Below are 23,409 nucleotides of genomic sequence, written 5' to 3'. Positions count from 1 at the left end.
AACAGACAAAAAAAGCCCGCATCACTGCGGGCTTTTTCGTATCAGGCCACAAGGCCGTCCTGGTCGTCCAGGGGCCAGATGACGATAAAGTCGGCCGGGTCCAGGTCGGGGCCTTCGCTGACCGCCTTGTGGCGTATCGACATGCCGGCAGCATGCATCTTGTGCTTCTTGCCGCCGTTAAGGAGCGGGTGCCACTCGGGTAAGGGCCGGCCTTCAGACAAGCGCCGATAAGCGCAGCTGGGGGGCAGCCAGACAAAGCTTTGCAGGTTATCCGGCCGCAACTGCAGACAATCGGGCACCTTGCTGAAACGGCCGCCGTAGTCGCTGCAGTCACCGGTGCGCAAGTCCAGCAACTGGCAGGCCACCGCCGTGTGGTAAATCTCGTCGGTATCCTCGTCCTGCAACTTGTGCAGGCAGCACTTGCCGCAGCCGTCGCACAGGGATTCCCACTCGCTCTGAGTCATTTCCCCGAGGGATTTGCTTTCCCAGAAGGGGGCGTTCATTTGGCCTCCAGGGGCGGCCAGATGATGCCGTTGGCCAGCAGGCCGACACCGGTGGCGAAATAGTCGGAGCGGTTCCAGCGCTTGAGCACCTGATAGTTGTTGTACACCAGGTAGATACGGCCTTTGGGGCCATCAACGGCCTTGAGCTGGGCCTTCATGTCGGCCACCTTGGGCAGGGGGCCGCCGTCAAAGCGGCTCAGGCCAAGTTTGGCCCACTCGTCCAGGGATTTGATCTCGTCTTTCTGGGCCCAGTCGAAGTCGGCAGGGACCTTGACCTGGCGGCCCCAGGCCTGATCGCCCTTCCAGCCTGCTTTGGCCAGGTAGTTGGCGATGGAGGCAAAGACATCGGCCTTGTTACTCCAGATGTCCTTCTTGCCGTCGCCGTCACCGTCCACGGCCAGGGCCAGGAAGGAACTGGGCATGAACTGGGTCTGGCCCATGGCACCGGCCCAGGACCCTTTGAAATGGTCCATGTCCACATGGCCCTGTTGCAGTATCTTCAGGGCCGCAAACAGCTCGTCTTTGAAGAAGGACTCGCGGCGCCCCTCAAAAGCCATGGAAGTCAGGGCTGAAATCACCGAGAAGTTGCCCTGCACCTTGCCAAAACTGGACTCCTTGGCCCAAAGCGCCACTATGTATTGGGGCTGGACACCATAGGCTTGGCCGATTTTCTCCAGCAGGGCGCGGTTTTCCCGGTACTGGGCCCGGGCCTGCTTGACCTTCCAGGCTGGCACCGTGCGAGACAGGTAGCCTTCCATGGTCAGCTTGCTTTCGGGCTGACTGCGATCCGCTTCGATCACCCGTTGCAGCAGGGTGACCCCTTCGAACGCCTTGTCGAGGGTGCCTTGGGTGATGCCCTGGGTCAGGGCCTCGGCCTTGAGTTTACCCACATAAACGCCAAAGTCCCTTTCCTCGGCACCTTGGCTGAACAGCGGCAGCACCAGCAGGGAGGCGAGCAGCAGTTTTTTCATGAAGAAGCTCCCTGGGCCGTCTTATGGGCCTTGAGCAGATCCTCGGGGGGCGGCGGCAATTGCAGGTAATAGCCCTTTTCATCGAGGATGGCCTGCATTTCGGAACTGCTCATCCGCGCCAGTTGGCGATCCTTGAGCAGCAGTTGGGTCACGAACACAGGTGTGCCAAAAACCGCCAGTAGATCCTCTGGCACCTGGGAGAAGTCATCCCGCTTGGGGATATAGAGATAGGTTTCGCTCTTTCTGACACTTTTGTATACGGCGCACAACATAGGAGGTCATCGTCTTGCCTGGCGTAGGCCCTCACTATACCATGGCCTTTATGGACCAAGCACCCGCGAGCCCGGACGCTTCATGGCATTGTTGTTCAAAGGCACCTCTTTCACCCTATCGGTATTGGCACTGAGCGATGCCGATTTACCGGCCCTGGCCGACAAGTTGTCCCAGAAAATCCAACAGGCCCCTGGCTTTTTTCAGGGAGCACCTTTGGTGGTGGACCTGGCTGCCTTGACACAAGCTCCTGATCTACAAGCAATCCGTGACGCCATCCTGGGCCAGGGCATGGTCCCCGTGGGCTTGGTGAACTGCCCGACAGCCCACAAGGACCAGGCAAGGGAAGCCGGTTGGGCCCTGATGCAACAGGGTCGCACCCAGCCAGCCCAAGCCAAGCATCCCAAGGCCAGTGCCCCGGCGCCCAGGCCCCCGGCCCAGTACTTTCGCGGCCAGGTGCGCTCCGGACAGCAGCTTTATGCCAAGGACAGGGATCTGGTGATACTGGGCACTGTCGGTGCCGGCGCCGAAGTCATCGCCGACGGCTGTATCCACATTTACGGCAACCTGCGAGGCCGAGCCATTGCCGGCGCCGGTGGGGATGTCCAGGCCAGGATCTTCTGCCGCAAGCTGGAGGCCGAATTGGTTTCCATCGCTGGCACCTATTGGTTAAGTGACGATCTGCAAGGCGAGCAGTGGCAGGCGCCGACCCAGGTCTGGTTAGAGAACGAACAATTGGCCATTGGCCCCATGTAAAGGAATTCAAGAGGATACTATGGCGCGCATTATCGTGGTGACGTCGGGCAAAGGGGGCGTAGGCAAGACCACCTCCAGTGCCGCAATTGGAACCGGCCTGGCCCTGGCGGGCAAAAAAACCGTGGTGGTGGACTTCGATGTCGGCCTTCGCAACCTGGACCTCATCATGGGCTGCGAGCGCCGCGTGGTGTATGACTTTGTCAACGTCATCAACGGCGAGGCCAACCTCAACCAGGCCCTGATCAAAGACAAGCGGGTCGACAAGCTGTCCATCCTGCCTGCCTCCCAGACCCGGGACAAGGAGTCCTTGACCAAGGAGGGGGTGGAGAAGGTGCTGAACGACCTGGCCAAGGACTTCGACTACATCCTCTGCGACTCCCCTGCCGGTATCGAAACCGGTGCCATGATGGCCCTGTATTTCGCCGACGAAGCCATAGTGACCACCAACCCCGAAGTGTCTTCGGTGCGCGACTCTGACCGTATCCTCGGTATCCTCGCGTCCAAGTCCCGCCGAGCGGAGCAGAACCAGGAGCCTATCAAGGAACACCTGTTGTTGACCCGCTATAACCCGGCCCGGGTCAACAGGGGCGATATGCTGAGCGTGGAAGACGTCAAGGAGATCCTGGCCATTCCCCTTCTGGGTGTCATCCCCGAGTCCCAGGCGGTGCTGCGCGCATCCAACGCCGGGGAGCCGGTCATCCTGGATAAAGAAAGCGACGCGGGTCAGGCATATCTTGATACGGTGGCGCGACTTTTAGGTGAAGAACGCCCCATGCGCTTCCTCAATGAAGACAAGAAGGGCCTGCTGAAACGGATTTTTGGGGGTTAAGGGATGTCCTTTCTGGATTACTTTCGCGACAACAAAAAGAAGTCGGCGAACCTGGCCAAGGAACGCCTGCAGATCATCGTTGCCCACGAGCGTAATCGCCGTAGCGGCCCCGATTACCTGCCCGCCCTGGAGCGGGACATACTGGCGGTGATCATGAAGTACGTCAGCATAGATCCAGAGCAGGTGTCGGTGGCCCTGGAGCACAGGGACGACGAGCTGTCGGTGCTGGAGCTGAACATCACCCTGCCGGACGAACCGACCAAGCGCTAAAAAAGGCCCCTTCTGGGGCCTTTTTTACAGATGACGTCAACGTCAATTCAAAGCTCACCCAGCAAGGACAGGCGCCAGCCACTTTGCAGCACAGGGGCTTCGTCCCTGGCTTCCAGGCGGTGCTTGGCACTGTACCAATCGTTGATCAGTTTTTTGGATCCGATCAGGGCCTCGGGCAGGCCTGAGCCTTCGGCGGCAGCCGCCACCTTGTCTTTGACCTTGGCAAAGGTCTCCTTGTAGCCGGGCATGTCGATAAGCCGCACTATGGGCTCAGGCCAGTGCTCTTTGGTCAGGCTCATGGCCACTTCCACCAGGCGCTGCAGGGTCTGGCCATGATGGCGCCATTCCTGGGGAGCCACCAGGGGTTTGATGTCACCGGCACGCTCCGGCAGGTGCTTGGCAATGGCCCACAAGTGCTCTTCCCTCACCACGAAGTTCAGGGCCAGGTCCCGGCGCCGCGCTTCCCCCAGGCGCCAGGCGGCCAATTCTTTGAGCACCGCCAGGGAACGGGGGCCCAGCTGCCAGGCATTCTTGATGTCAAAGTAGGCCTTGGCCGGATCGGCCCCCTTACTGCGGGCCAACACCTGACGCTCGCATTCTTCGTCCAGCCAGCTGCGGCGCCCCAGGCGCTCAAGCTCGGCGTCCAGGCGCTGATGCAGCTCGGGCAGGTAGAGCACGTCGTTGACGCAATAGGCGCACTGGGCGTCGGTCAGGGGCCTTTTCAGCCAATCGGTGCGGGACTGTCCCTTGTCCAGGGTGACCCCGAACTCCTTCTCCACCAGAGCCGCATAACCCAGGGACATGCCCATATTGCAAAGGGCAGCGGCAACCTGGGTGTCAAAAAGCGGCAGCAGGGGCTTGGGCAGCACGTCCAGATCTTCACCACAGGCATGGAGCACCTTGAGCTGAGGGCCGCTCAGGCGTTGCCAAAGGGGCGCCAAGTCCGGCACTTTCAAAGGGTCAACCAGGTAGATCCCCTGCCCTGTGGTGACCTGTACCAACGCCAACTGGGGGTAGAAGGTACGGGTACGCATAAACTCGGTATCAAGGCAGAGCGGCGCCTGGGGATCCAGGTCGGCCAGGCAGGCCGACAGCTCCTCGGCTGTGGTGATCATCTGGTATTGCAATGGACACTCCTTAACAAAACGCCGGCATTGCTGCCGGCGTTTTCTCTTCAAACGGTTTAGCTGGCCTTCTTGGGCGCTTCGTCCCGCAAGGCCCGGCGCAGGATCTTGCCGACGTTGGTCTTGGGCAGCTCGTCGCGGAATTCCACCTGTTTGGGGATCTTGTACCCGGTCAGGTGTTTGCGGCAATGCTGGACCAGTTCGTCTTTGGTGACGCTGTTGTCCTTGGGCACCACGAAGATCTTGACCACTTCACCTGAGTGCTCGTCCGGTACCCCAACGGCGGCCACTTCCACCACTTTCGGGTGCATGGCCACCACTTCCTCGATTTCATTGGGGAAGACGTTGAAGCCGGACACCAGGATCATGTCCTTCTTGCGGTCGACGATGCGGAAGAAACCCTGCTCGTCCATGGTAGCAATATCGCCGGTGGCGAACCAGCCATCCTTGAGGCTGTCGGCTGTGGCTTCCGGGCGGTTCCAGTAACCGGACATCACCTGGGGACCCTGAACGCACATTTCGCCTGGCTGACCCACTTCGGTGATCTCGACGCCGGTTTCCGGGTCCACCAGCTTGATGTCGGTGCTGGGGGCCGGCAGGCCGATAGAACCGCTATAGCCTGGGGTGTTGTAAGGGCAGACGGTGACCAGGGGCGCACACTCGGTCAGGCCATAGCCTTCGAGCATGGCGTGGCCGGTGATCTTCTGCCAGCGCTCGGCAACGGGACGCTGCAGGGCCATACCGCCCCCCAGGGCCAACTTGAGCTTGCTGAAGTCCAGCTTGGCGAAACCGTCGTTGTTCATCAGGGCGTTGAACAGGGTGTTCACGGCGGTAATGGCCGTGAAGGGATATTTACCCATTTCCTTGATGAAGCCGGGAATGTCGCGGGGGTTGGTGATCAGCAGGTTGCGGCCGCCGTACTTCATGAACAGCAGGCAGTTCGCGGTCAGGGCGAAGATATGGTAGAGCGGCAGGGCCGTGATGATCAGCTCTTTACCCGGGGTCAGCAGGGGGCCGACGATGGCGGTGGCCTGCTCCAGGTTGGCAATCATGTTGCGGTGGCTGAGCATGGCGCCTTTGGACACGCCAGTGGTGCCGCCGGTGTACTGCAAGAAGGCCAGGTCGTTACCTTCCACTTCGGGACGGCTATAGCTCAGCTGGGCACCGCGCGCCAAAGCCTTGTTGAAGCTGATGGCATGAGGCAAGTCGTACTTGGGTACCATCTTCTTGATGTACTTGACCACCAGGTTGACCAGGGTCCGCTTGGGCTGGCTGAGCATGTCACCCAGTTTGGTAAGGATGACGTGCTTGACCGGGGTATGAGCCACCACTTTTTCCAAAGTGCTGGCGAAGTTGGAAACGATAACAATGGCCTCGGCACCGGCGTCGTTGAGTTGGTGCTCCAACTCGCGGGGGGTGTAGAGGGGGTTGACGTTGACCACCACCATGCCGGCCCTAAGCACGCCGAACAGCGCTACGGGGTATTGCAGCAGGTTGGGCATCATCAATGCCACCCGGGCGCCTTGCTCCAGCTTCAGTTCGTTCTGCAGGTAAGCGGCGAAATCGCGAGACTTCTGCTCCAGCTCCTGATAGCTCAGTTCCTGGCCCATATTGACAAAGGCGCTCTGGCTACCGAATTTTTCGCAGGACTGTTCGAGGACTTCAAGCAAAGAGGGATAGTGATCAGGATCGATAGTGGCGGGCACGTCGGCCGGGTAGCTTTTAAGCCAAATTTTTTCCACGAAGAATCTCCTTCCGGTTGCCATCCCGGTAATTCGCTATTTGTTGTTATCTTTTCGACCCTGGTTCCAGGCCGACTGAGTTTTTACTCGAATTTTTCGGATCATCCCACAGAGCGGGGGTTTTCCTCAAGTTAGATAACGCGATCTTGCTCAGTTCACGTCAACGTTAACATTTCTTCAACCAGGGAGGCCAGCGCCTCGCTCGATTGCAAATGGCAGTGGTGCCCCCCGTCCAGCCAGTGGGGTTCGGCTATCCCCAGCATGGCCAGTTCCCGCTGGCGCCGCTGGGCGTCGGCTGCGTACATGCCGCTGCGCCCCAGGTAAGCCCGCACCGGACAGCTGAGTCCCGCCAGGATACTGTCCACCTGAGGGGCGGTCAGGCGCAGGGGCGAGGTGGTACGCAGTTTGGGGTCGGTGCGCCAATGAAAGCCATCTGGGCGCGCTATGGCTGCCCTGCTCACAAGCGGCAGCCCCTGCTGCCAACTGAAATCGCCGTTGTCAGCCCGCACCCTGGCCATGGCTTCGAGGCTGTCGTAAACCCGGCTTGGTCTGTCACTTTGCTTGAGGCGGGAAAGAATGGCGCCGCGCAGGGTCTGGGCGGCCTTGGCCGGGTCGTCACTCAGGGGCACCAGGCCGTCTATCAACTGCAAGCTCAATACCTTGTCGGGAAAGAGCCCGGCAAAAGCGGTACTGAGCATGGCGCCCATGGAATGGCCAAGCAGGTGTACCTGGCCCCCCAGCTGCTCCACCACCTGGTAGATCTCATAGAGGTAGTCGACGAAGTAGTAGGCCCCCTGGCGGTGATCCGAGTGGCCATGGCCAGGGAGTTCCAAGGCAATCAGCTCGCCGCGTTGCCAATGGCGGGCCAGGGGTTCGAAACTGCCAGCGTTGTCCATCCAGCCATGAAGGGCTAACACCGGCTGGCCCTGTCCCTGGCAAAGGGCTGCCAGGGACAGGCCCGGCAGCACAAAACGGCGTTCGCGCATCAGGGTTTGACGAACTTGAGGGTCATGCGGTCGCTTTCCCCTATGGCCTGGTATTTGGCCTTGTCCTGTTCTTTAAGGGCCAGGGTTGGGGGCAAGGTCCAGACCCCACGGGGATGGTCCTTGGTGTCTCTAATGTTGGCGTTCACTTCGCTGCTGGCCGCCAGTTTAAAGCCGGCCGCCTCGGCTTTGGCCACCACGTAGGCCTGGTCCATGTAACCGGAGCTGGCCATGTCCGCTTCGCTGGTGCCAGCCTTGGCCCTGTGTTCCACCACCCCAAAAATGCCACCCGGTTTAAGGGCGCTGAAGGCGGCCCCAAACACCTGGTCCAGCTGGCCGGCCTTGTGCCAGTTGTGCAGGTTCCTGAACGTCAGTACCGCATCAACTGAGCCGGCCGGTGCCAGTTGCAGCTGCTCAGGGGGAGACAGCACCGCCATCGATACCTGGCCCCAACTGGTCTGGTTCTGCGCTGCCAGGGCCTGGAAGGCCTTACCGGCGCGGACATAGTAGCTCTCCTCGCCCCCAGGGCCCGGCTGGGTGGAGAAGTTGGCGGCAATAAAGTGGCCCTTATCCTTGAGGTAGGGTGCCAGTATGGCGCTGTACCAGCCACTGGCACCGGGCCAGAGTTCCACCACCGTCATGCTCGGGCTGATGCCAAAAAAGTGCAGGGTCTGCTGGGGATGGCGATAGCTGTCCCTGGCCTTCTGCTCCGCCGGGCGGCTGTCACTGTTGACGGCATCAGTCAGGGGATCGGCCAAGACTGGCCCGCTCAGGGCCAGTATGGCACCGAGCATCCATGCTTTTGGACTCATCAGTTCTGTTTCCTCTTTTGGGTCTCTGGAGCTCGCACTGGCCCCTGGTAATCAGGTTTGGGCACCTTGGGGCCGGTACTACGAACCCGGTAGCGGGGGTAGTAGTAGCTGTTGTAGAAGAAGGGGTCGCCCCAATAGCCGTAGGGGTAGCGCCAGTAGGGCCACCAGGGGTCGGCGTAGTAACGGTCGGTGTCCTGCTGGGGTGCCCAGAGCTTGAAGTTCTGCACCGCCATCACCGGGTAGTTGTATTGGTATTCCCCCACCTGCCCTTTCTCGCTGGGCTGTACCTTGCCCACCAGGGCAATGCGGTAGCCCTGGGGTATGGAGACGGGATCAACAAAACCGTCCAGGTAGGCGTAAAAACGGCCTGGACTGGGGTTTTCGAGGCTGGGTTTACCGCTGTTTGTCAGGGCCGTGAACACCACCTCGACCCGGGTTTTGTCCTTAAGGTTGGTCACCTCTGTGACCAGGCCTCCCCAGCGGGCTGTTTTGCCCACTTCCTGCCCTTCTCTGGCCAGGTTGTATGCCGCCAACTGGGTGCCCTCAGGCACAGCCAGTTCATCAGGCATGCTGGCACAACCGCCCAGCACAATGACCAGGGCTAAACTGACTTTTCGCCACATGGTTTACCTCCTTGATGCACTATCCACCCTACAGTAGATAGACCGACGAAAACCCAAAAAATCACAAAGATAGTGGCAGGTATTGCGGTTAATTGGTAGAGAAGGGCCGCATCTCCACCGGCGGTTAAAAATAGGTTCAGGGGCGATAGCAAGGCATTGACCAGCAGGCTCGCCGAAAACAGCGCCCAGAGCCATTGGCCCCGGTTGCCAAGGCGACTGAGGCCCCAAAGGCCCAGTACCAGGGCCGCCAGCAAGGCAAGGGTCAACAGGTCCCGCACCCACAGCAGCGCCACCCCCAGCACCAACAAAGCCAGGCCCCGCCACAACCAGGGCAGCCGTTGGCGGCGCTGTACCCCTTGCCACAGCAACAAGCCGGCCAGGCTGGCCGCCGGATAGCCGCTAAGGCCAATCAGGACCGGCCAGCCACCTCGGCTCAGGCATTGGCCGGCGCCGTCGGCATAGAGGAATAAGGCCTGCACCTGGCCGCCGCTGGCCAGGGTGGCCAGGGCATGGCCCAGCTCATGGAAAAAGGCGCTGAACCACAACAGAGGTAAATTGAGGAAGGGGATAAATTGCAGCAACGCTGCTGCCGTCAGGGCCAGCAGCAGCCGGATCACACGTAGAGATCCACACCCAGGAGTTCGGAGGCCTGGGCCTTGAGGGCCATACGGTCCAGGGACTGGTATTCGTCTATGGCCCGGCGATGGCGCTTGCTGGGCGCGTCATAATGCACCCTTAGCTCGTCCGCCACCGCCAGCCCCTGGCTGCTAAAGCGGATAAGACCATCACCCCCTTGAGCCTGGGCAGAGGCCGCAGGGGCCTTGGCCGCCGGTAAGGTAGCGGGCGGTGACGAGCTGGGCTGGTAGGGCGTTGAGGCAATACGCATGGCTTATTCCCGGCCGGGCAGTTTCTTCCAAGTCACTTTATCACGAAGGTAGACCGGCTCAACCTTAAGTGCATCCCCCAATTGCCCTTGGGCGTAGGCCTTGGCCGCCAGGGGCAGCATAAAGCGGGCATCGGGCAGGCTTACCTGGCCCAGGGTCAGCCCCAGGCGCGGTGCCAGGTCGGGGTAGGCACCAAAGCCGGTACCCACCGCCAGGGCCGGCCAGGGGCTGGTCACCGCCTCGGGGGACAATACCGCTTCTTCCCCCACCAACTGCATCAGACCGTCTTGGGCTTCGAACGCCCCCACATAGACTTCTCCCATGCGGGCGTCGATGGCGGCAAGGACCCGCTCTGCCCCTTCCTGCTCAAAGGCCTGCTGGGCCATGGCTGCCAGATTGGAGACGCCTATCACCGGCTTGTCGGCGGAAAAGGCCAGGCCCTGGGTGATGCCGATGCCGATGCGTACCCCGGTAAAGCTGCCGGGGCCGCGGCCAAACACCAGGGCGTCCACGGCATCGAGCTTGATGCCGGCTTCGGCCAGCAGGCTGTCGACCATGGGCAGGATCTTTTGGGTGTGCTGCTGGGGGCAGATTTCAAAACGCCCCAGCACCTGTTCGCCCTTTATCAGGGCGGCGCTGCAGGCTTCGGTTGCCGTATCCAGGGCAAGCAAGACGGTCATGAGGACTCCGAGAAAAACGCCAAGGCCTGGTCAAGGTCGCGGGTGCGCTTAAAAGGCGGCAGACTCTTGACGAAGGTCTGGCCGTAAGGCCGGTTGACCAGGCGGTTGTCACAAATTACCAGCACCCCGCGATCGCTGCCGTCACGGATCAGCCGGCCGGCACCCTGTTTAAGGGCGATAACGGCCTGGGGCAGTTGCAGGGTGGCAAAAGGGTCTTCGCCTTTGAGGCGGCAATCCTCGCTGCGGGCTTGCAGCAAAGGGTCGTCCGGGTGCCCAAAAGGCAATTTGTCGATGATAACACAGGACAGGGCCTCCCCTCGCACGTCCACCCCTTCCCAGAAACTGCCGGTGCCCAGCAGCACGCCATTGCCCGCTTCCACAAACTGCTCCAAGAGGGTGCGCTTGGGGGCCGTGCCCTGCACGAACAGGGGGAAGTCCAGCTTGTCTTCCAGCCAGCGGGCCGCCTGGTTGAGCATGCGGTGGGAGGTAAAGAGCACAAAGGTGCGGCCCCCCACCTTCTGGATAAGGGGCAGCAGCGGCGCCAGCAGCTGCTCGGCGGAGCGCTGCATATTGGGCTCGGGCATGTTGCGCGGCACCACCCACAGCCCTTGCTGGGGATAATCGAAGGGGCTGTCGAGGATCAGGGTCTTGGCCGGAGTCAGCCCCAGCAGGCTGCAAAAATGGTCAAAGCCTTCATCCACCGCCAACGTGGCGGAGGTAAAGACCCAGGCCGCCGGCTGGGCTTCCACCAGGGCGGCAAACTTGTCCGCCACCGACAGCGGGGTCAGGTTCAAAGACAGATGGCGGCGGGTGGTTTCATACCAGTAGCTAAAGCCCAGCTTGCCGGTGTCCAGCACCCGGGCCAGGCGGCTCTTGATCACCGCCAGTCGCTCGTAGAGGCTGTCGGCACTCTCGCTGCGCCCCAGGTTGGCCTTGAGCACCTCAACCACGAAATCCAGATCGGCGTTGACCTTGCCAAGGGCCGGTGCCAGGCCCCGCTCAATCTGGCGCAGGTTGCCCTTTTGCGGCTCGTCCCCCAGGCCCAGGCGCATGTCCATGGTGGTGGTGGCCAGGCGCTCGGCGGCCAGGGCCAACTGGCGCTGATCTTTGAGCTCGGTGCGTACGCACACTTCCACGTCCTTGCACAGATCCTGGATTTGCCGGGTGGACACCGATTCCCCAAAGTACTGGCAGGCGATGTCCGGCAACTGGTGGGCCTCGTCGAAGATCACCGCATCGGCCTTGGGGATCAGTTCGCCAAAGCCGGTGTCGCGGATGGCCATGTCGGCAAAAAAGAGGTGGTGGTTGATCACCACCAGGTCCGCATCCATGGCCTTTTTACGGGCCTTGACCAGGTAGCAGTCCTCGAAATAGGGGCACTCGCGGCCAAGGCAGTTGTCGGCAGTGGAGGTGACATGAGGGAAAATGGCCGCATCTTCGGGCAGCGGCAGCTCGGCGATATCGCCGCTGTCGGTGCGGGGCGCCCAGCGGCTAACCTGGGTAAATTCCGACAGCAGGGCCGGGTCCAGCAGGTTGGTGTCCGCTTCCCGGGCCTTGAGCCTGGCCAGGCACAGGTAGTTGGCCCGGCCTTTTAGCAGCGACAATGCCGGGGCCGTACCCAGGGCATCCCGCACCCGGGGCAAGTCCTTAAGAAAAAGCTGCTCCTGCAAGGCCTTGGTACCGGTGGAGATGACAACCTTCTTACCCGCTTTGAGGGCCGGCACCAGATAGGCAAAGGTCTTGCCGGTCCCTGTGCCCGCTTCCACCACCGCAGTGCTGTGGCCGGCGATGGCCTCTTCCACCAGGTGGGCCATGGCCAATTGCGGGGCACGGGGCTTGAAGCCGTCAATGGCCTTGGCCAGGGGGCCTTGGGGGGCAAAAAGTTCGTCGAGGGTCATGGGGCGGCCGCCAGCAAAACAGGCTGCCGAGCTTAGCACGGGGGGGCTTAGGCAAAAAGATCGACGTCCGGGGAACCCTGGTCTTCCTGGTCCAGGTTATGGCCACGCCGGTCGTAATAATGCATGGTCTGGCCCTTGCGCTTTTTCTTGCGCCGGTCCGGCCTTTCCCGGCGCTTTTGTTGCCGGTCTTCGGTTTCGGCAATGGCGTCGGGGTGGGCGCCGGTTTTGGCCGTGGGCTGCGTCTTCTGTACTTCCTGGACCTTACGCTCCGGCGGCGTGGGCTCCGGATTCGGTTTGGGCAGAAAGGGTAAAAAAGGATCCAGGTTGATCATGCATTTATCACCTCTGCTCAGTTATCGACCAAAATTTCATGGCCTTTAGGGCTTGTCAATGGCGCCCCCCTCGGTTAGGGTGAATGTACTAACTACACGAGCGCATATTTACGCAAATGAACACTTTCCTCCTGAACAACGTGCTGCACCATCATCATCACGCCACCGAGTAGCCTTCAGGAGGATATTCGACTGGAAGGCTATGGTCCTTCCGGCGGATGTCCAAAACGGTCCAACCGTTTCCCGACATAAAAACCCCGGCAGGACACCTAGCCGGGGTTTTTACTTACTGGGATTAACGATCATGACCAACGACAGCAACCGCTTACGCATCGCCATCCAAAAATCCGGGCGCTTGAGCCGCGACAGCGAAAAGCTGCTCAGCCAACTGGGCATCCGCTTCGTGCTGCGGGACAACCGCCTTATCGCCCACGCTGAAAACCTGCCCATCGACATACTGCGGGTCCGGGACGACGACATCCCGGCCCTGGTGATGGACGGCATTGTCGACCTGGGCATCGTTGGCCAGAACGTATTGGAAGAGTGCGAACTGGAACGCCAGGCCGACAGCCTGCCCGCCAGCTACCGTGAACTCCAGGCCCTGGGTTTCGGCAAATGCCGCCTGTCCCTGGCGGTGCCAGAAGACGAAAGCTTTGCAAGCGCCACCGAACTGAACGGCAAGATCATCGCCACCTCTTACCCGCGCCTGCTGGGCCGCTACCTGGCCGGCTTTAACACCAGCTTTCGCAACTGCCAGTTGAACGGCTCGGTGGAAGTGGCCCCCAGGGCCGGGCTGGCCGACGCCATCTGCGACCTGGTGTCCACCGGCGCCACCCTGGAGGCCAACGGCCTTAAGGAAGTGGAAGTCATTTACCGCTCCCAGGCCACCCTGATCGCCCGCGAGCGCCCCTTCGAGCCGGCCAAGCAGCAACTGATCGACACCCTGATGACCCGCCTCAAAGGAGTGCTGAGCGCCCGCGAAAGCAAATACATCATGCTGCACGCCCCCAAGGACAAGCTCGAAGAGATAGTCACCCTGCTGCCCGGCGCCGAAAACCCCACCCTGCTGCCCCTGGCCGGCCAGGAAGGCAAGGTGGCCCTGCACGCCGTGGCCAGCGAAACCCTGTTCTGGGAAACCATGGAAGCCCTCAAGGCCCTGGGCGCCTCCAGCATCCTGGTGCTGCCCATCGAAAAGATGCTGGAGTAAGCCATGCTCGCCATTACCGATTGGGCGGCCTTGGGCCCCCAGGAACAACAGCAGTTACTGACCCGCCCGGCCCAGAAAGAAGGGGCCGGTATTCGCGACACCGTCAGCAAAATTCTGGCGGCGGTGCGCAGCGAAGGGGATCAGGCCCTCGGCCGCTATGCCCGGGAGCTGGACAGCTATGAGGGGTCCCGCTGGGTGGCCACCAAGGACGCCCTGACCCGCATCCAGCCCCAGCTACGCGCCGCCATGGAGCAAGCGGCGGCCAATATCAGCCGCTTTCACGAGGCCCAGCGCCCCCCGGCGGTGACAGTTGAAACCCAGCCCGGCATCCTTTGCGAGCAGCGCTGGCAGGCCTTGGAGCGCATCGGCATCTATGTGCCCGGCGGCTCAGCCCCCTTGCCCTCTTCGGTATTGATGCAGGCCATACCGGCCCGTATCGCCGGGGTAGAAGACATCATCCTGGCCACCCCGGGCCCGGTGCCGGACGTGATCCTGGCCGCCGCCGCCCTGGCCGGCATTCCCCAGGTACTGGCCCTGGGCGGCGCCCAGGCCATTGGCGCCATGGCCTATGGCGACAAGCCGGTGGTGAAGATCTTCGGCCCAGGCAACGCCTATGTCACCGAAGCCAAGCGCCAGGTGGCCCTGGACGGCATCGCCATCGACATGCCCGCCGGCCCCTCGGAGGTGATGGTACTGGCCGACGCCAATGCCAACCCACGCTTTGTGGCGGCCGACTTGTTGAGCCAGGCCGAGCACGGCCCCGACTCGCAAGTACTGCTGGTCACCACCAGCCAGACCCTGGCCGAGGCCGTCAACCAGGCCCTGGCCGAACTCAGCGCTACCCTGTCGCGCCAGGCCATTACCCTCAAGGCCCTAGCCAACAGCCGCACCCTGGTGGTGAAAACCGAGGCCGAGCTGGTGGCCATCGCCAACGGCTACGCCCCCGAGCACTTGATTTTGCAGCTCGATAACGCCCAGCCGCTGCTGGGACGGCTGAAAAACGCCGGGTCCATCTTCGTCGGCGCCTACAGCCCCGAGTCCGCCGGCGACTACGCCTCGGGCACCAACCATGTGCTGCCCACCTATGGCCTGGCCAAAAGCTATTCGAGCCTGGGACTTTTGGACTTTATGCGCCGCTTTACGGTGCAGACCCTGAGCCGCCAGGGCCTGGCTGACCTGGCCCCTACCCTGATTGCCCTGGCTGACGCCGAGGGCCTGGACGCCCACAGACTGGCGGTGACAGTCCGCCTGGAGGACAAGGCATGAGCGTATTCGAATTGGCCCGCCCCAATATCCGGGCCCTGGTGCCCTATCAGTCGGCCCGGCGCATCGGCGGCCAGGCCCAGACCTTCGTCAACGCCAACGAGGCCGGCGGCCTGGTCAACGTCGGCTTCGACGGCGCCATCAACCGCTACCCCGGCGCCCAGCCCACCGAATTGGTGGCCGATTACGCCAGCTATTGCGGCCTGGGCCCGGGGCAGCTGCTGGCCACCCGTGGCGCCGACGAAGGCATTGAAGTGCTGATCCGCACCTTCTGCGAGCCGGGTCTTGACGCCATCCTTATCCAGCCCCCCACCTACGGCATGTACGCCATCACCGCCGAAACCTGCGGCATTGCCGTCAAGACCACGGTGTCGTTGCAAGAGGCGGACCTGAGCGAAACCAAGCTGGTGTTCGTCTGCCGCCCCAACAACCCCACCGGCGAAATGATGTCAGCCGAGGATCTGGAAAACCTGCTGATCCGCGCCAGCGGCAAGGCCCTGGTGGTGGTGGACGAGGCCTATATCGAGTTCAGCGAGGCCGACAGCGTCGCCAGTTGGATTGAGGATTTCCCGCACCTGGTGGTGCTGCGCACCTTCTCCAAGGCTTTCGGCATGGCTGGCCTGCGCCTGGGGATGGTGCTGGCCAACGACGAGGTGATAGCCCTGCTGGCCAAGGTACTGGCTCCCTACCCCATCCCCACCCCGGTGGCCGCCATCGCCCGCCAGGCCATGACCGAAGAAGGCTTAGCGGTGATGCGCGACCGGGTGCGGGAGGTGAACGCCCTGCGCTTGGCCCTGGTCAAAGATCTTGAGGCCAAGGGCTACCAGGTGCTGCCCTCTTCGGCCAACTTTATCCTGGTGGACGACGAGTCCCTGTTCGACAAGCTGCTGGCCGGGGGCGTGCTGGCCCGCAGGCTCAGCGGCAAAACCCGTATCTCCATCGGTTCGGCCGACGAAATGGCCAAGGTTCAGGAGGCCATTCATGGCTAAGCCCATTCTTTTTATCGACCGCGACGGCACCATCATCACCGAGCCAGAAGACTTTCAAATCGACAGCTTTGAAAAGCTGGCCTTCGAGCCCGGCGTCATTCCGGCGCTCCTCAAACTGCAAAGTGCCGGTTTTGAGCTGGTGATGGTGTCCAACCAGGATGGCCTCGGCACCAGCAGCTACCCGGCAGATAGCTTCCAGGGGCCCCACGACCTGATGATGCAAATCCTGGAAAGCCAGGGAGTGAAATTCAGCGAAGTACTGATTTGCCCGCACTTTGACACCGACAACTGCGGCTGCCGCAAGCCCAAGCTGGGGTTGGTGCGCCACTATCTCACCGAAGGCCGGGTGGACTTTACTAAAAGCGCCGTCATCGGTGACCGCGCCACTGACGTGACCTTGGCCGAAGCCATGGGCGTCAAAGCCTTTCAGTACAACCCCAAGACCCTGGGCTGGGCACAAATTGCCAAAGCACTGACCGAACAGCCGCGAAAGGCACAAGTGACCCGCACCACCCGCGAGACCAATATCCATGTCACCGTCGATTTGGACGCTGGCCCCAAGGCCGATATCCACACCGGCATCGGCTTTTTTGACCACATGCTCGAGCAAATCGCCGTGCACGGAGGCTTTACCCTGGCCCTCAATTGCGAAGGTGATTTGCACATCGACGACCACCACAGTGTCGAAGACTGCGCCCTGGCCCTTGGCGAAGCGCTGAAAAAAGCCCTGGGCAACAAGCAGGGCATTGGCCGCTACGGCTTTGTGCTGCCCATGGACGAATGCCGCTGCGAAGCGGTGCTGGACTTGTCCGGCCGCCCCTATTGCAAGGTGGACGTCGACTTTAGCCGCGACAACGTCGGCGAGCTGGCCACCGAGATGGTGCCGCACTTTTTCAGAAGCCTTACCGACGCCGCCGGCATCACCCTGCACTTGAGTTCAACCGACGGCAACGCCCACCACCAGGTGGAAGGGCTCTTTAAAGCCTTCGCCCGGGCCCTGCGCCAGGCGGTCAGCAAAACCGCCGGTAGCGAGCTGCCCAGCTCCAAGGGGGCCTTGTGATCGTCATCCTCGACACCGGCTGCGCCAACCTGCGCTCCTTGTTTAACGCCGTCAAACGCCTGGGCAAGGAGCCGGTGGTCACCAAAGACTTGGCCACCATCAAGAGCGCCCGCCGGGTGTTTTTGCCGGGGGTCGGCACCGCCGGCGCCGCCATGAGTCAAATCCAGGCCCGCGATCTCACCGCTACCTTGCAAGAGCTCACCCAGCCGGTGATGGGCATCTGCCTTGGCATGCAGCTTTTGACCCGCTTTAGCAGCGAGTCCGATGTCAATTGCCTGGGGCTGATTGACGCCCAGGTGCGGGAACTTGCAGCGCCGCGCCTGCCCCACATGGGCTGGAACCAGCTTACCCACATCAAGGCCAACCCCATCTTTGACGGCATAGACGAGAACGACTGGTTCTACTTTGTGCACAGCTTCATCGCTCCGTTGGGGCCCTACACCCTGGCCCAGAGCCAACACGGCGAGGCCTTCTCGGCGGTCATCGCCCAAGACAATGTTATCGGTGCCCAGTTCCACCCGGAGCGCTCCGGCAAGAGCGGCGCTTTGATGCTGAAAAACTTTTTGGAGAAAGAGCCATGCTGATCCCGGCCCTGGATATTCTCGACGGCCAGGTGGTGCGCCTCTTCAAAGGCGACTACGGCCAGGTAACCCGCTACGGCGCCGATCCGGCCGAGCGCTTTGCCGCCTACGCCCACGCTGGCGCCCAGTATTTTCACCTGGTGGACTTATCCGGTGCCCGGAACGCCGCCGAGCGCCAATGGAGCGCGCTTAGGGACGTGATTCGCCAGTCCCCCTTGCCGCTGCAAGTAGGGGGCGGGGTGCGCTGCTTTGAAGATGTGCAGCAGCTCCTCGCCCTTGGCGCCGACCGGGTGGTGGTGGGCAGCCTTGCCATCAAAAACCCCAGCCTGGTGGCCGGTTGGCTGGACGCCCTGGGTCCTGAAAAACTGGTGCTGGCCCTGGACGTACGCTTTGACGGCAACGACTGGTACCCCGCCAGCCACGGCTGGCTGGAAAAGGCCGAACAGAACCTCGACAGCCTGTTGGCCTTTTTCATGGAAAACGGCGCCAAGCATTTTCTAATTACCGATATCGACCGGGACGGTACCCTGACCGGCGCCAATGCCGACCTTTACGCTGCGCTGGCCGGCCGCTACCCAGGCATTGCCCTGCAAGCCTCAGGGGGGGTGGCCAGCCTTGCAGAGCTGCCCCGCCTCAAGGCCGCCGGCGTGCAGGGGGTTATCCTCGGCAAGAGCCTGTTGGACGGCAAATTCACCCTGGAGGAGGCAAGCGCATGCTGGCAAAACGCATAATTCCCTGCCTGGACGTACGGGACGGCGTGGTCGTCAAAGGGGTGCAGTTCAAGAACCACGAAGTGGTGGGAGACATAGTCGAACTGGCCCAGCGCTACAGCGACACCGGCGCCGACGAGCTGGTGTTCTACGACATCACCGCCAGCTCTGATAGCAGAGTGGTAGACAAGTCCTGGGTGGCGGCGGTAGCCGAGGTGCTGGACATCCCCTTTTGCGTGGCCGGCGGTATTCGCAGTGTCGAAGACGCCCGCACCCTGCTGGCCTTTGGCGCCGACAAAATTTCGGTCAATAGCCCGGCCCTGGAAAACCCCGATTTTATCAACCAGCTCAGCAGGGAGTTCGGCCGCCAGTGCGTGGTAGTGGGTATCGACTCCTATGTCACAGAGGGCGGCGAGTTGCAGGTTTGGCAGTACACCGGCCGGGAAGACAAGGCCCGCACCTCGGGCCGCGCCACCCTGGACTGGGTGCGGGAAGTGGAAGAGCGCGGCGCCGGGGAAATTGTGCTGAACATGATGAACCAAGACGGCATGCGCCAAGGCTATGACCTGGTGCAACTGGCCGCCGTGCGCGCCGCCACCCGCCTGCCCCTTATCGCCTCTGGCGGCGCCGGCAAGATGCAGCACTTTAAAGACGCTTTCGAGGCGGGCGCCGACGGGGCCTTAGCCGCCTCGGTGTTCCACAAGGGCATTATTGCCATTCCCGATCTAAAAGCCTGGCTGATTGCCCAGGGCCAGGAGGTAAGACCGTGAAAGTGACCTTGGATAACGCCAACGCCTTGGATTTTGCCAAGGGCGACGGCCTCTTGCCGGCCCTGGTGCAGGACCTGGCCACAGGGCAAATTCGCATGCAGGGCTACATGAACCTTGCGGCCCTCAAGCAAACCCTGGAAGGGGGCCTGGTGACCTTCTACAGCCGCTCCAAGGACCGGCTTTGGGTCAAGGGCGAAAGCTCCAACAACGTGCTGAAGGTGGCCTCGGTCCATACCGATTGCGACAACGACAGCATACTGGTGTTGGCCCAGCCGGTGGGCCCCACCTGCCATCTGGGCACCGACAGCTGCTTTGGGGACGCCAAACCCAGCCTTGCCTTCTTGGCAGAGCTGGAAGCCATCCAGGGCCAGCGCCTTCAAGACGCGCCTGAGTCTTCCTACACCGCCAAACTGGCGGCCAGGGGCATCAACAAGGTGGCCCAGAAGGTAGGGGAAGAAGGGGTGGAGGTGGCCCTGGCGGCGGTGGCGGAGAGCGACGAAGCGCTTTTAAACGAAAGCGCCGACCTGCTTTACCACCTGCTGCTGACCTTGCGGGTGCGGGGCCTTGGCCTTAAAGACGTGATAACAGTGCTGGAAAGCCGGCACTGACAAAAAACCCCGCCGAGGCGGGGTTTTTGCTTACTTGGCGTCGGCCAGGTTAAGGGCGTGGGTCAGGTCACCCAGCTTGGGGCCGTTGTTGGCCTTAAGGGCCTGGTCACGAACCAGCAGGCCTTCCAGTACCGGCAGCTCCCAGCGCTTGGTGATAAAGCGCAGGATGGAGGTGGTGTCGTAGAAGCTGTGGTCGACAAAACCGCGCTTGGCATAGGGGGAGACGATAATGGCCGGAATACGGCTACCGGGGCCCCAGCGGTCGGCCTTAGGCGGCCCCACGTGGTCCCAGTAACCGCCATTCTCGTCGTAGGTCACCACGATCAGCATGTGCTCCCACTGGGGGCTTTGCTTGAGCTTGTCGATGATGTCGGCGATGTGCTGGTCCCCTTCCATGACGCTGGCATAGCCAGAATGCTGGTTGAGGTTGCCCTGGGGCTTGTAGAAGCTTACCGCCGGCAACTTGCCCGCCTCGATAGCGGCCAGGAAGTCCTTCTCGTCTTTAAGGTGCTTTTTACGGGCCTCGGTGCCCGGCGCCATGTTCCTGAAATAGTTAAAGGGCTGGTGGTGGGCCTGGAAATTGGGCTCGGGGAAATGGTAGATGGCGCTGCGGTCACTATTGGCCTGGTCCCAGGCGCCGGAATACCAGGCCCAGCTCACCTGCTTGGCGTCCAGCATGTCGCCGATGTGCTTTTGGGTCTGGGGCGGCAGGGTGTGGGGATCGCTGGGGTCGGCAAAGTGCGGGTCGCCCCCTTCGGCCGGGGCCACGCCGCTCGGCTGATAGGGAGGCTGCATGGTGTTGACCGCGAAGAAATCCGGGGTCAGGGCGCCGTCGTTGGCGAACTTGGGCGGACCTTGCAGGGCACTTTCGGGGCTGTTGGCGGCCAGCTTCAGGGTGACCCCGTCCTCTTCCACCACCGCTATCTTGTCCTTGGCCGGGCTTTGGTCGGCATTGGGATAGTAGGGGGAGCAGGCACAGATCAGGCGAATATGGTTGAAGAAGGACCCGCCAAAGCCACCCATAAAGAAGTTGTCGGCCAAGGTGTAGTCCTTAGCCACCTGCCAAAGGGGCAGGGAGCGGCCGTCGTAATAACCCATCACCAGGGCGCCGGCGTCAGACCAGGCCACAAAGCGCTGGTTACGGCCATGGTCGATTTGCGCCTGGTTCTGGTAGAAGCGGTGCACCAGATCGCGGGTGCGCACGTCCAGGCCCAGGTCGAAACCATAGGGGTCGTTGATCTGGAAGGGGCCATTGGGCAGGCCTTCGGTCATCTCTTCGGTGACCACAGGAGTGACCCCAGGGCCGCTCATGCCACCCCAAGCCGGAGGCAGGGTCTTCATGGACCTTTTGCCGGTGCGGTCCAGCTGCTTATAGCCTTCCTGCTTGATGGCGTCCGGGATGCCGTTGGCGCCGGGGAACAGCCCGTAGAGGTTGTCGAAGCTGCGGTTCTCACCGAAGATCACCACCACGTTGTCGATTTTGCTCAGCTCTTCGGCGGTGGCTTCGCGTTTGGGCTCGCCGCCGGAGCAGCCGGCCAGTACCAGGGTACCCAGCACCAGCCCATGCATCAGGGGTTTCATGCTTGTCTTCCTATCCATGCCAAAGTCCTATTGTGCCGCAAAAAGGACGAAAAGGCCCTGCCCTGCGATAGCTAAGGTTGCCCGAATGCGACAAGGCGCCAACAATAGCGGCCTGATGTATAAAGGGTTCTGGCCATGAGATTGGGGTTATTGCTGGTTTGGGTTTGTGGTGTAGCAGCGGCTGAGCCCAGCCTGCAAGAGCAGCAGCGCCAGGCCATTGCCGCCCGCAAAGCCCAGGTGCTGGCCATGCAACAGTTGGGGGAAAAGCTCTTTTTCGACCCCGGCCTGTCTGGGTCCAAGGCCATCAGTTGCAGCAGCTGCCACCAGCCGGCCCTGGCTTTTAGCTCACCTGTGGCGCTGATGCCAGGGGGGCCGCGCCTGCAGCAGCTGGGCAACAGGGCGGTGCCGAGCCTCGGCTACAGCCAGAATATCCCTGCCTTTACCGAGCACTTTTTCGAGAACGACGGCAACGACAGTATCGACAACGGCGCCACCGGCGGCCTCACCTGGGACGGCCGGGTGGACAGGGCCAAGGATCAAGCACTGATCCCCCTTTTTGCCGCCAATGAAATGGCCGCTGGCAGCAACCAAAGCCTGGCCGCCGCCATCCAGGCCGCCCCTTACTGGCCGCGTATGCAAACCCTGTTCAGCCCAGCCCAACTGGCCAGTGACCAGGACATAGTGCGCCGCGTTACCGACAGCCTGGCCGCTTACCTGCACAGCCCGCTGTTCTACCCCTACACCAGCAAGTTTGACGCCATAGAAAAGGGCCAGGCCCAGTTCACCGACCAGGAACAGCGGGGCTTTGCCCTCTTTAACGACCCGGCCAAGGGCAACTGCGTCAGCTGCCATTTTTCCAGCCGCGACGCCTCCGGCTCGCCGCCCAAGTTCAGTGACTACGGCATGATAGGCCTGGGCCTGCCCCGTAACGACGCCATAGCCGAAAACCGGGACCCGGCCTTTTATGATCTGGGCCTGTGCGGCCCCTACCGCAAAGACCTGACCGACAAGCCCCAGTACTGCGGCCTCTTTAGAACGCCGAGCCTTCGCAACGTGGCGCTACGCAAACACTTTTTCCACAACGGCGCCATTACCAGCCTCCATGACGCCATCGCATTCTACGCCACCCGCGACACCCACCCGGAGCGCTGGTACCCGGTTGGCGCTGACGGCCAGGTACAAAAATTCAATGACCTTCCGAAAAAGTACTGGAAGAACATCAATATGGACCCGCCCTTTGGCGGCAAGCCCGGGGACCTGCCGGCCTTAAGCGAGCAGGACATCAGCGATATCGAAGCCTTCCTTGGCACCTTGACCGACGGCTATCAGCCGTAGCTTTTTAAAAACTCGGCCATCACCGGGAACACCTTGTCCGGGGCCTGGATGGGGCCCATATGGCCGGCGTCCACTTCCACCTTCAGGCAATGGGGCAGGCGCCGGGCCAGTTCCCAGGCCACAGCCTTGCTGGATGCCGGGCTGTGGCGCCCCACCATCAACAGCAGCGGCATGGTCAGCCCGGTAGGGTCAATGTCAGAGCCTATCAAGGCTTCAAAATCCTTCATCACCTTGGGGGCTTGGCTGGCCAGCTTTTGCTGGGAACGTTCCGGCAAGGCGGCAAAGCTGCCCTCGCCGCTCCAGTAATCCACGAAGGCCTGGGCACCCTGCTCCGGGGTCAGGGTTGCCATACTGGCGGCCAGGGATTCGGCTTCCCGGCGCTCCGGGCTGTCCTTGGGCAGCAACCAAAAGGCCACTGGCTCATAAAGACAGAGGGCCTTGACCTTGTCCGGGCGGGTTACTGCCAGGTGCAAAGCATTGGCAGCACCATAAGAATGTCCCACAAGCGTCATTCGTTCATTCATTTCTATGCGCTGGGCTTCAACGGCCAAAGAAAAGGGGCCCTTGGGGGCCTGGGGAGCGCTGCCGTAGCCATAAAAGTCATGCATAAGCCCAGGAAAATCCTGGG

27 protein-coding genes are annotated in these 23,409 nt (G+C 61.8%); 12 read left to right on the top strand and 15 right to left on the bottom strand.

Going from position 1 to position 23,409, the window contains the following annotated elements:
* Positions 1–41: 41 nt before the first annotated feature.
* From B3C1_RS15800 to B3C1_RS15790, 3 genes are read right to left on the bottom strand one after another with little or no spacing between them, the layout of a single operon-like run.
* A complete protein-coding gene (locus tag B3C1_RS15800) occupies positions 42–503 on the bottom strand; it encodes a YcgN family cysteine cluster protein (RefSeq protein WP_008486057.1) in 462 nt (153 codons plus the stop codon).
* Entirely contained in the window at positions 500–1,474 is a 975-nt protein-coding gene (locus B3C1_RS15795) for a lytic murein transglycosylase (RefSeq protein ID WP_008486056.1), read from the bottom strand. The genes B3C1_RS15800 and B3C1_RS15795 overlap by 4 nt, the downstream gene beginning before the upstream one ends.
* Positions 1,471–1,746, bottom strand: coding sequence for a YcgL domain-containing protein (locus tag B3C1_RS15790; protein WP_008486055.1), 276 nt, complete (start codon positions 1,744–1,746; stop codon positions 1,471–1,473). The genes B3C1_RS15795 and B3C1_RS15790 overlap by 4 nt, the downstream gene beginning before the upstream one ends.
* 82 nt (positions 1,747–1,828) lie before the next feature.
* Between B3C1_RS15790 and minC the strand changes: the two genes are divergently transcribed.
* Genes minC through minE form a run of 3 tightly spaced genes read left to right on the top strand, consistent with a single transcriptional unit; the run spans position 1,829 to position 3,599 of the window.
* Positions 1,829–2,500 carry a septum site-determining protein MinC gene (gene minC / locus B3C1_RS15785; protein WP_008486054.1) on the top strand — a complete coding sequence of 224 codons (672 nt, stop codon included), beginning with the start codon at positions 1,829–1,831 and terminating at the stop codon, positions 2,498–2,500.
* Positions 2,501–2,519: 19 nt separating this feature from the next.
* Positions 2,520–3,329 (top strand): septum site-determining protein MinD, encoded by an 810-nt coding sequence (gene minD / locus B3C1_RS15780; protein WP_008486052.1) that lies wholly within the window; start codon positions 2,520–2,522, stop codon positions 3,327–3,329.
* Between the two features lie 3 nt (positions 3,330–3,332).
* Entirely contained in the window at positions 3,333–3,599 is a 267-nt protein-coding gene (gene minE, locus B3C1_RS15775) for a cell division topological specificity factor MinE (RefSeq protein WP_008486051.1), read from the top strand.
* Positions 3,600–3,646: 47 nt separating this feature from the next.
* Here minE and rnd read toward each other — a convergent pair whose 3' ends face one another.
* The 10 genes from rnd to B3C1_RS15725 form a co-directional block, all read right to left on the bottom strand.
* Complete coding sequence (gene rnd / locus B3C1_RS15770) at positions 3,647–4,726, bottom strand: ribonuclease D (RefSeq protein ID WP_008486050.1); 1,080 nt, start codon at positions 4,724–4,726, stop codon at positions 3,647–3,649.
* A gap of 56 nt (positions 4,727–4,782) precedes the next feature.
* Positions 4,783–6,465, bottom strand: a complete 1,683-nt coding sequence (gene fadD / locus B3C1_RS15765; RefSeq protein WP_008486049.1) for a long-chain-fatty-acid--CoA ligase FadD — start codon at positions 6,463–6,465, stop codon at positions 4,783–4,785.
* Between the two features lie 155 nt (positions 6,466–6,620).
* The gene (locus tag B3C1_RS15760; RefSeq protein WP_008486048.1) at positions 6,621–7,451 is read right to left on the bottom strand and encodes an alpha/beta fold hydrolase; all 831 of its coding nucleotides are present in this window, start codon (positions 7,449–7,451) and stop codon (positions 6,621–6,623) included.
* Entirely contained in the window at positions 7,451–8,260 is an 810-nt protein-coding gene (locus B3C1_RS15755; RefSeq protein ID WP_237751008.1) for a class I SAM-dependent methyltransferase, read from the bottom strand. The genes B3C1_RS15760 and B3C1_RS15755 overlap by 1 nt, the downstream gene beginning before the upstream one ends.
* Entirely contained in the window at positions 8,260–8,883 is a 624-nt protein-coding gene (locus tag B3C1_RS15750) for a Slp family lipoprotein (protein ID WP_008486046.1), read from the bottom strand. The genes B3C1_RS15755 and B3C1_RS15750 overlap by 1 nt, the downstream gene beginning before the upstream one ends.
* Positions 8,862–9,500, bottom strand: coding sequence for a M50 family metallopeptidase (locus tag B3C1_RS15745; RefSeq protein WP_008486044.1), 639 nt, complete (start codon positions 9,498–9,500; stop codon positions 8,862–8,864). Before B3C1_RS15745 ends, B3C1_RS15750 begins: the two co-directional genes overlap by 22 nt.
* On the bottom strand, positions 9,497–9,769 hold the full coding sequence (locus B3C1_RS15740) for a hypothetical protein (protein ID WP_008486043.1): 273 nt from the start codon (positions 9,767–9,769) through the stop codon (positions 9,497–9,499). The genes B3C1_RS15745 and B3C1_RS15740 overlap by 4 nt, the downstream gene beginning before the upstream one ends.
* 3 nt (positions 9,770–9,772) lie before the next feature.
* A complete protein-coding gene (gene tsaB, locus B3C1_RS15735) occupies positions 9,773–10,447 on the bottom strand; it encodes a tRNA (adenosine(37)-N6)-threonylcarbamoyltransferase complex dimerization subunit type 1 TsaB (protein WP_008486041.1) in 675 nt (224 codons plus the stop codon).
* A complete protein-coding gene (locus B3C1_RS15730) occupies positions 10,444–12,345 on the bottom strand; it encodes a DNA repair helicase YoaA (RefSeq protein ID WP_008486039.1) in 1,902 nt (633 codons plus the stop codon). The genes tsaB and B3C1_RS15730 overlap by 4 nt, the downstream gene beginning before the upstream one ends.
* 47 nt (positions 12,346–12,392) lie before the next feature.
* Positions 12,393–12,677, bottom strand: a complete 285-nt coding sequence (locus tag B3C1_RS15725) for a hypothetical protein (RefSeq protein ID WP_008486038.1) — start codon at positions 12,675–12,677, stop codon at positions 12,393–12,395.
* Positions 12,678–12,981: 304 nt separating this feature from the next.
* Between B3C1_RS15725 and hisG the strand changes: the two genes are divergently transcribed.
* Genes hisG through hisIE form a run of 8 tightly spaced genes read left to right on the top strand, consistent with a single transcriptional unit; the run spans position 12,982 to position 19,865 of the window.
* The gene (gene hisG, locus B3C1_RS15720) at positions 12,982–13,884 is read left to right on the top strand and encodes an ATP phosphoribosyltransferase (protein ID WP_008486037.1); all 903 of its coding nucleotides are present in this window, start codon (positions 12,982–12,984) and stop codon (positions 13,882–13,884) included.
* Between the two features lie 3 nt (positions 13,885–13,887).
* Positions 13,888–15,150, top strand: a complete 1,263-nt coding sequence (gene hisD, locus B3C1_RS15715) for a histidinol dehydrogenase (protein ID WP_008486036.1) — start codon at positions 13,888–13,890, stop codon at positions 15,148–15,150.
* The gene (gene hisC / locus B3C1_RS15710) at positions 15,147–16,136 is read left to right on the top strand and encodes a histidinol-phosphate transaminase (protein WP_008486035.1); all 990 of its coding nucleotides are present in this window, start codon (positions 15,147–15,149) and stop codon (positions 16,134–16,136) included. The genes hisD and hisC overlap by 4 nt, the downstream gene beginning before the upstream one ends.
* Positions 16,129–17,196: a bifunctional histidinol-phosphatase/imidazoleglycerol-phosphate dehydratase HisB gene (gene hisB / locus B3C1_RS15705; protein WP_008486034.1), complete on the top strand. Its 1,068-nt coding sequence runs from the start codon at positions 16,129–16,131 to the stop codon at positions 17,194–17,196. Before hisC ends, hisB begins: the two co-directional genes overlap by 8 nt.
* Positions 17,193–17,780, top strand: a complete 588-nt coding sequence (gene hisH / locus B3C1_RS15700) for an imidazole glycerol phosphate synthase subunit HisH (protein ID WP_008486033.1) — start codon at positions 17,193–17,195, stop codon at positions 17,778–17,780. The genes hisB and hisH overlap by 4 nt, the downstream gene beginning before the upstream one ends.
* Positions 17,774–18,508: a 1-(5-phosphoribosyl)-5-[(5-phosphoribosylamino)methylideneamino]imidazole-4-carboxamide isomerase gene (locus tag B3C1_RS15695; RefSeq protein WP_008486031.1), complete on the top strand. Its 735-nt coding sequence runs from the start codon at positions 17,774–17,776 to the stop codon at positions 18,506–18,508. Before hisH ends, B3C1_RS15695 begins: the two co-directional genes overlap by 7 nt.
* A complete protein-coding gene (gene hisF / locus B3C1_RS15690) occupies positions 18,490–19,257 on the top strand; it encodes an imidazole glycerol phosphate synthase subunit HisF (RefSeq protein WP_008486030.1) in 768 nt (255 codons plus the stop codon). The genes B3C1_RS15695 and hisF overlap by 19 nt, the downstream gene beginning before the upstream one ends.
* Positions 19,254–19,865, top strand: coding sequence for a bifunctional phosphoribosyl-AMP cyclohydrolase/phosphoribosyl-ATP diphosphatase HisIE (gene hisIE, locus B3C1_RS15685; RefSeq protein ID WP_008486029.1), 612 nt, complete (start codon positions 19,254–19,256; stop codon positions 19,863–19,865). The genes hisF and hisIE overlap by 4 nt, the downstream gene beginning before the upstream one ends.
* Positions 19,866–19,895: 30 nt before the next feature.
* Here hisIE and acpA read toward each other — a convergent pair whose 3' ends face one another.
* Entirely contained in the window at positions 19,896–21,446 is a 1,551-nt protein-coding gene (gene acpA, locus B3C1_RS15680; protein WP_008486028.1) for an acid phosphatase, read from the bottom strand.
* Between the two features lie 135 nt (positions 21,447–21,581).
* On the opposite strand from acpA, the gene B3C1_RS15675 reads away from it, so the two are divergent.
* Positions 21,582–22,781 (top strand): cytochrome-c peroxidase, encoded by a 1,200-nt coding sequence (locus tag B3C1_RS15675; protein WP_156804588.1) that lies wholly within the window; start codon positions 21,582–21,584, stop codon positions 22,779–22,781.
* Here the strand turns inward: B3C1_RS15675 and B3C1_RS15670 are convergent.
* Positions 22,772–23,409: alpha/beta fold hydrolase (locus tag B3C1_RS15670; RefSeq protein ID WP_008486025.1), on the bottom strand; the 638-nt coding region annotated here is incomplete at its 5' end. The two genes, B3C1_RS15675 and B3C1_RS15670, sit on opposite strands and share 10 nt — an antisense overlap.

Source organism: Gallaecimonas xiamenensis 3-C-1 (assembly GCF_000299915.1).
Classification (GTDB): Bacteria; Pseudomonadota; Gammaproteobacteria; order Enterobacterales; family Gallaecimonadaceae; genus Gallaecimonas; species Gallaecimonas xiamenensis.
The sequence above is the reverse complement of the archived record's forward strand: the minus strand, read 5'-3'. Positions and strand labels throughout refer to the sequence as shown.

Bases quoted from the DNA above. Each gene is read 5' to 3' on its own strand.
- hisD (WP_008486036.1), top strand. From the start codon at position 13,888: ATGCTCGCCATTACCGATTGGGCGGCCTTGGGCCCCCAGGAACAACAG.
- hisC (WP_008486035.1), top strand. From the start codon at position 15,147: ATGAGCGTATTCGAATTGGCCCGCCCCAATATCCGGGCCCTGGTGCCC.
- tsaB (WP_008486041.1), bottom strand. From the start codon at position 10,447: ATGACCGTCTTGCTTGCCCTGGATACGGCAACCGAAGCCTGCAGCGCC.
- minE (WP_008486051.1), top strand. From the start codon at position 3,333: ATGTCCTTTCTGGATTACTTTCGCGACAACAAAAAGAAGTCGGCGAAC.
- minC (WP_008486054.1), top strand. From the start codon at position 1,829: ATGGCATTGTTGTTCAAAGGCACCTCTTTCACCCTATCGGTATTGGCA.
- B3C1_RS15740 (WP_008486043.1), bottom strand. From the start codon at position 9,769: ATGCGTATTGCCTCAACGCCCTACCAGCCCAGCTCGTCACCGCCCGCT.
- hisB (WP_008486034.1), top strand. From the start codon at position 16,129: ATGGCTAAGCCCATTCTTTTTATCGACCGCGACGGCACCATCATCACC.
- B3C1_RS15790 (WP_008486055.1), bottom strand. From the start codon at position 1,746: ATGTTGTGCGCCGTATACAAAAGTGTCAGAAAGAGCGAAACCTATCTC.
- hisG (WP_008486037.1), top strand. From the start codon at position 12,982: ATGACCAACGACAGCAACCGCTTACGCATCGCCATCCAAAAATCCGGG.
- B3C1_RS15730 (WP_008486039.1), bottom strand. From the start codon at position 12,345: ATGACCCTCGACGAACTTTTTGCCCCCCAAGGCCCCCTGGCCAAGGCC.
- B3C1_RS15725 (WP_008486038.1), bottom strand. From the start codon at position 12,677: ATGATCAACCTGGATCCTTTTTTACCCTTTCTGCCCAAACCGAATCCG.
- B3C1_RS15755 (WP_237751008.1), bottom strand. From the start codon at position 8,260: ATGAGTCCAAAAGCATGGATGCTCGGTGCCATACTGGCCCTGAGCGGG.
- acpA (WP_008486028.1), bottom strand. From the start codon at position 21,446: ATGAAACCCCTGATGCATGGGCTGGTGCTGGGTACCCTGGTACTGGCC.
- B3C1_RS15675 (WP_156804588.1), top strand. From the start codon at position 21,582: ATGAGATTGGGGTTATTGCTGGTTTGGGTTTGTGGTGTAGCAGCGGCT.
- minD (WP_008486052.1), top strand. From the start codon at position 2,520: ATGGCGCGCATTATCGTGGTGACGTCGGGCAAAGGGGGCGTAGGCAAG.
- B3C1_RS15750 (WP_008486046.1), bottom strand. From the start codon at position 8,883: ATGTGGCGAAAAGTCAGTTTAGCCCTGGTCATTGTGCTGGGCGGTTGT.
- B3C1_RS15760 (WP_008486048.1), bottom strand. From the start codon at position 7,451: ATGCGCGAACGCCGTTTTGTGCTGCCGGGCCTGTCCCTGGCAGCCCTT.
- B3C1_RS15695 (WP_008486031.1), top strand. From the start codon at position 17,774: ATGCTGATCCCGGCCCTGGATATTCTCGACGGCCAGGTGGTGCGCCTC.
- hisF (WP_008486030.1), top strand. From the start codon at position 18,490: ATGCTGGCAAAACGCATAATTCCCTGCCTGGACGTACGGGACGGCGTG.
- B3C1_RS15795 (WP_008486056.1), bottom strand. From the start codon at position 1,474: ATGAAAAAACTGCTGCTCGCCTCCCTGCTGGTGCTGCCGCTGTTCAGC.
- B3C1_RS15800 (WP_008486057.1), bottom strand. From the start codon at position 503: ATGAACGCCCCCTTCTGGGAAAGCAAATCCCTCGGGGAAATGACTCAG.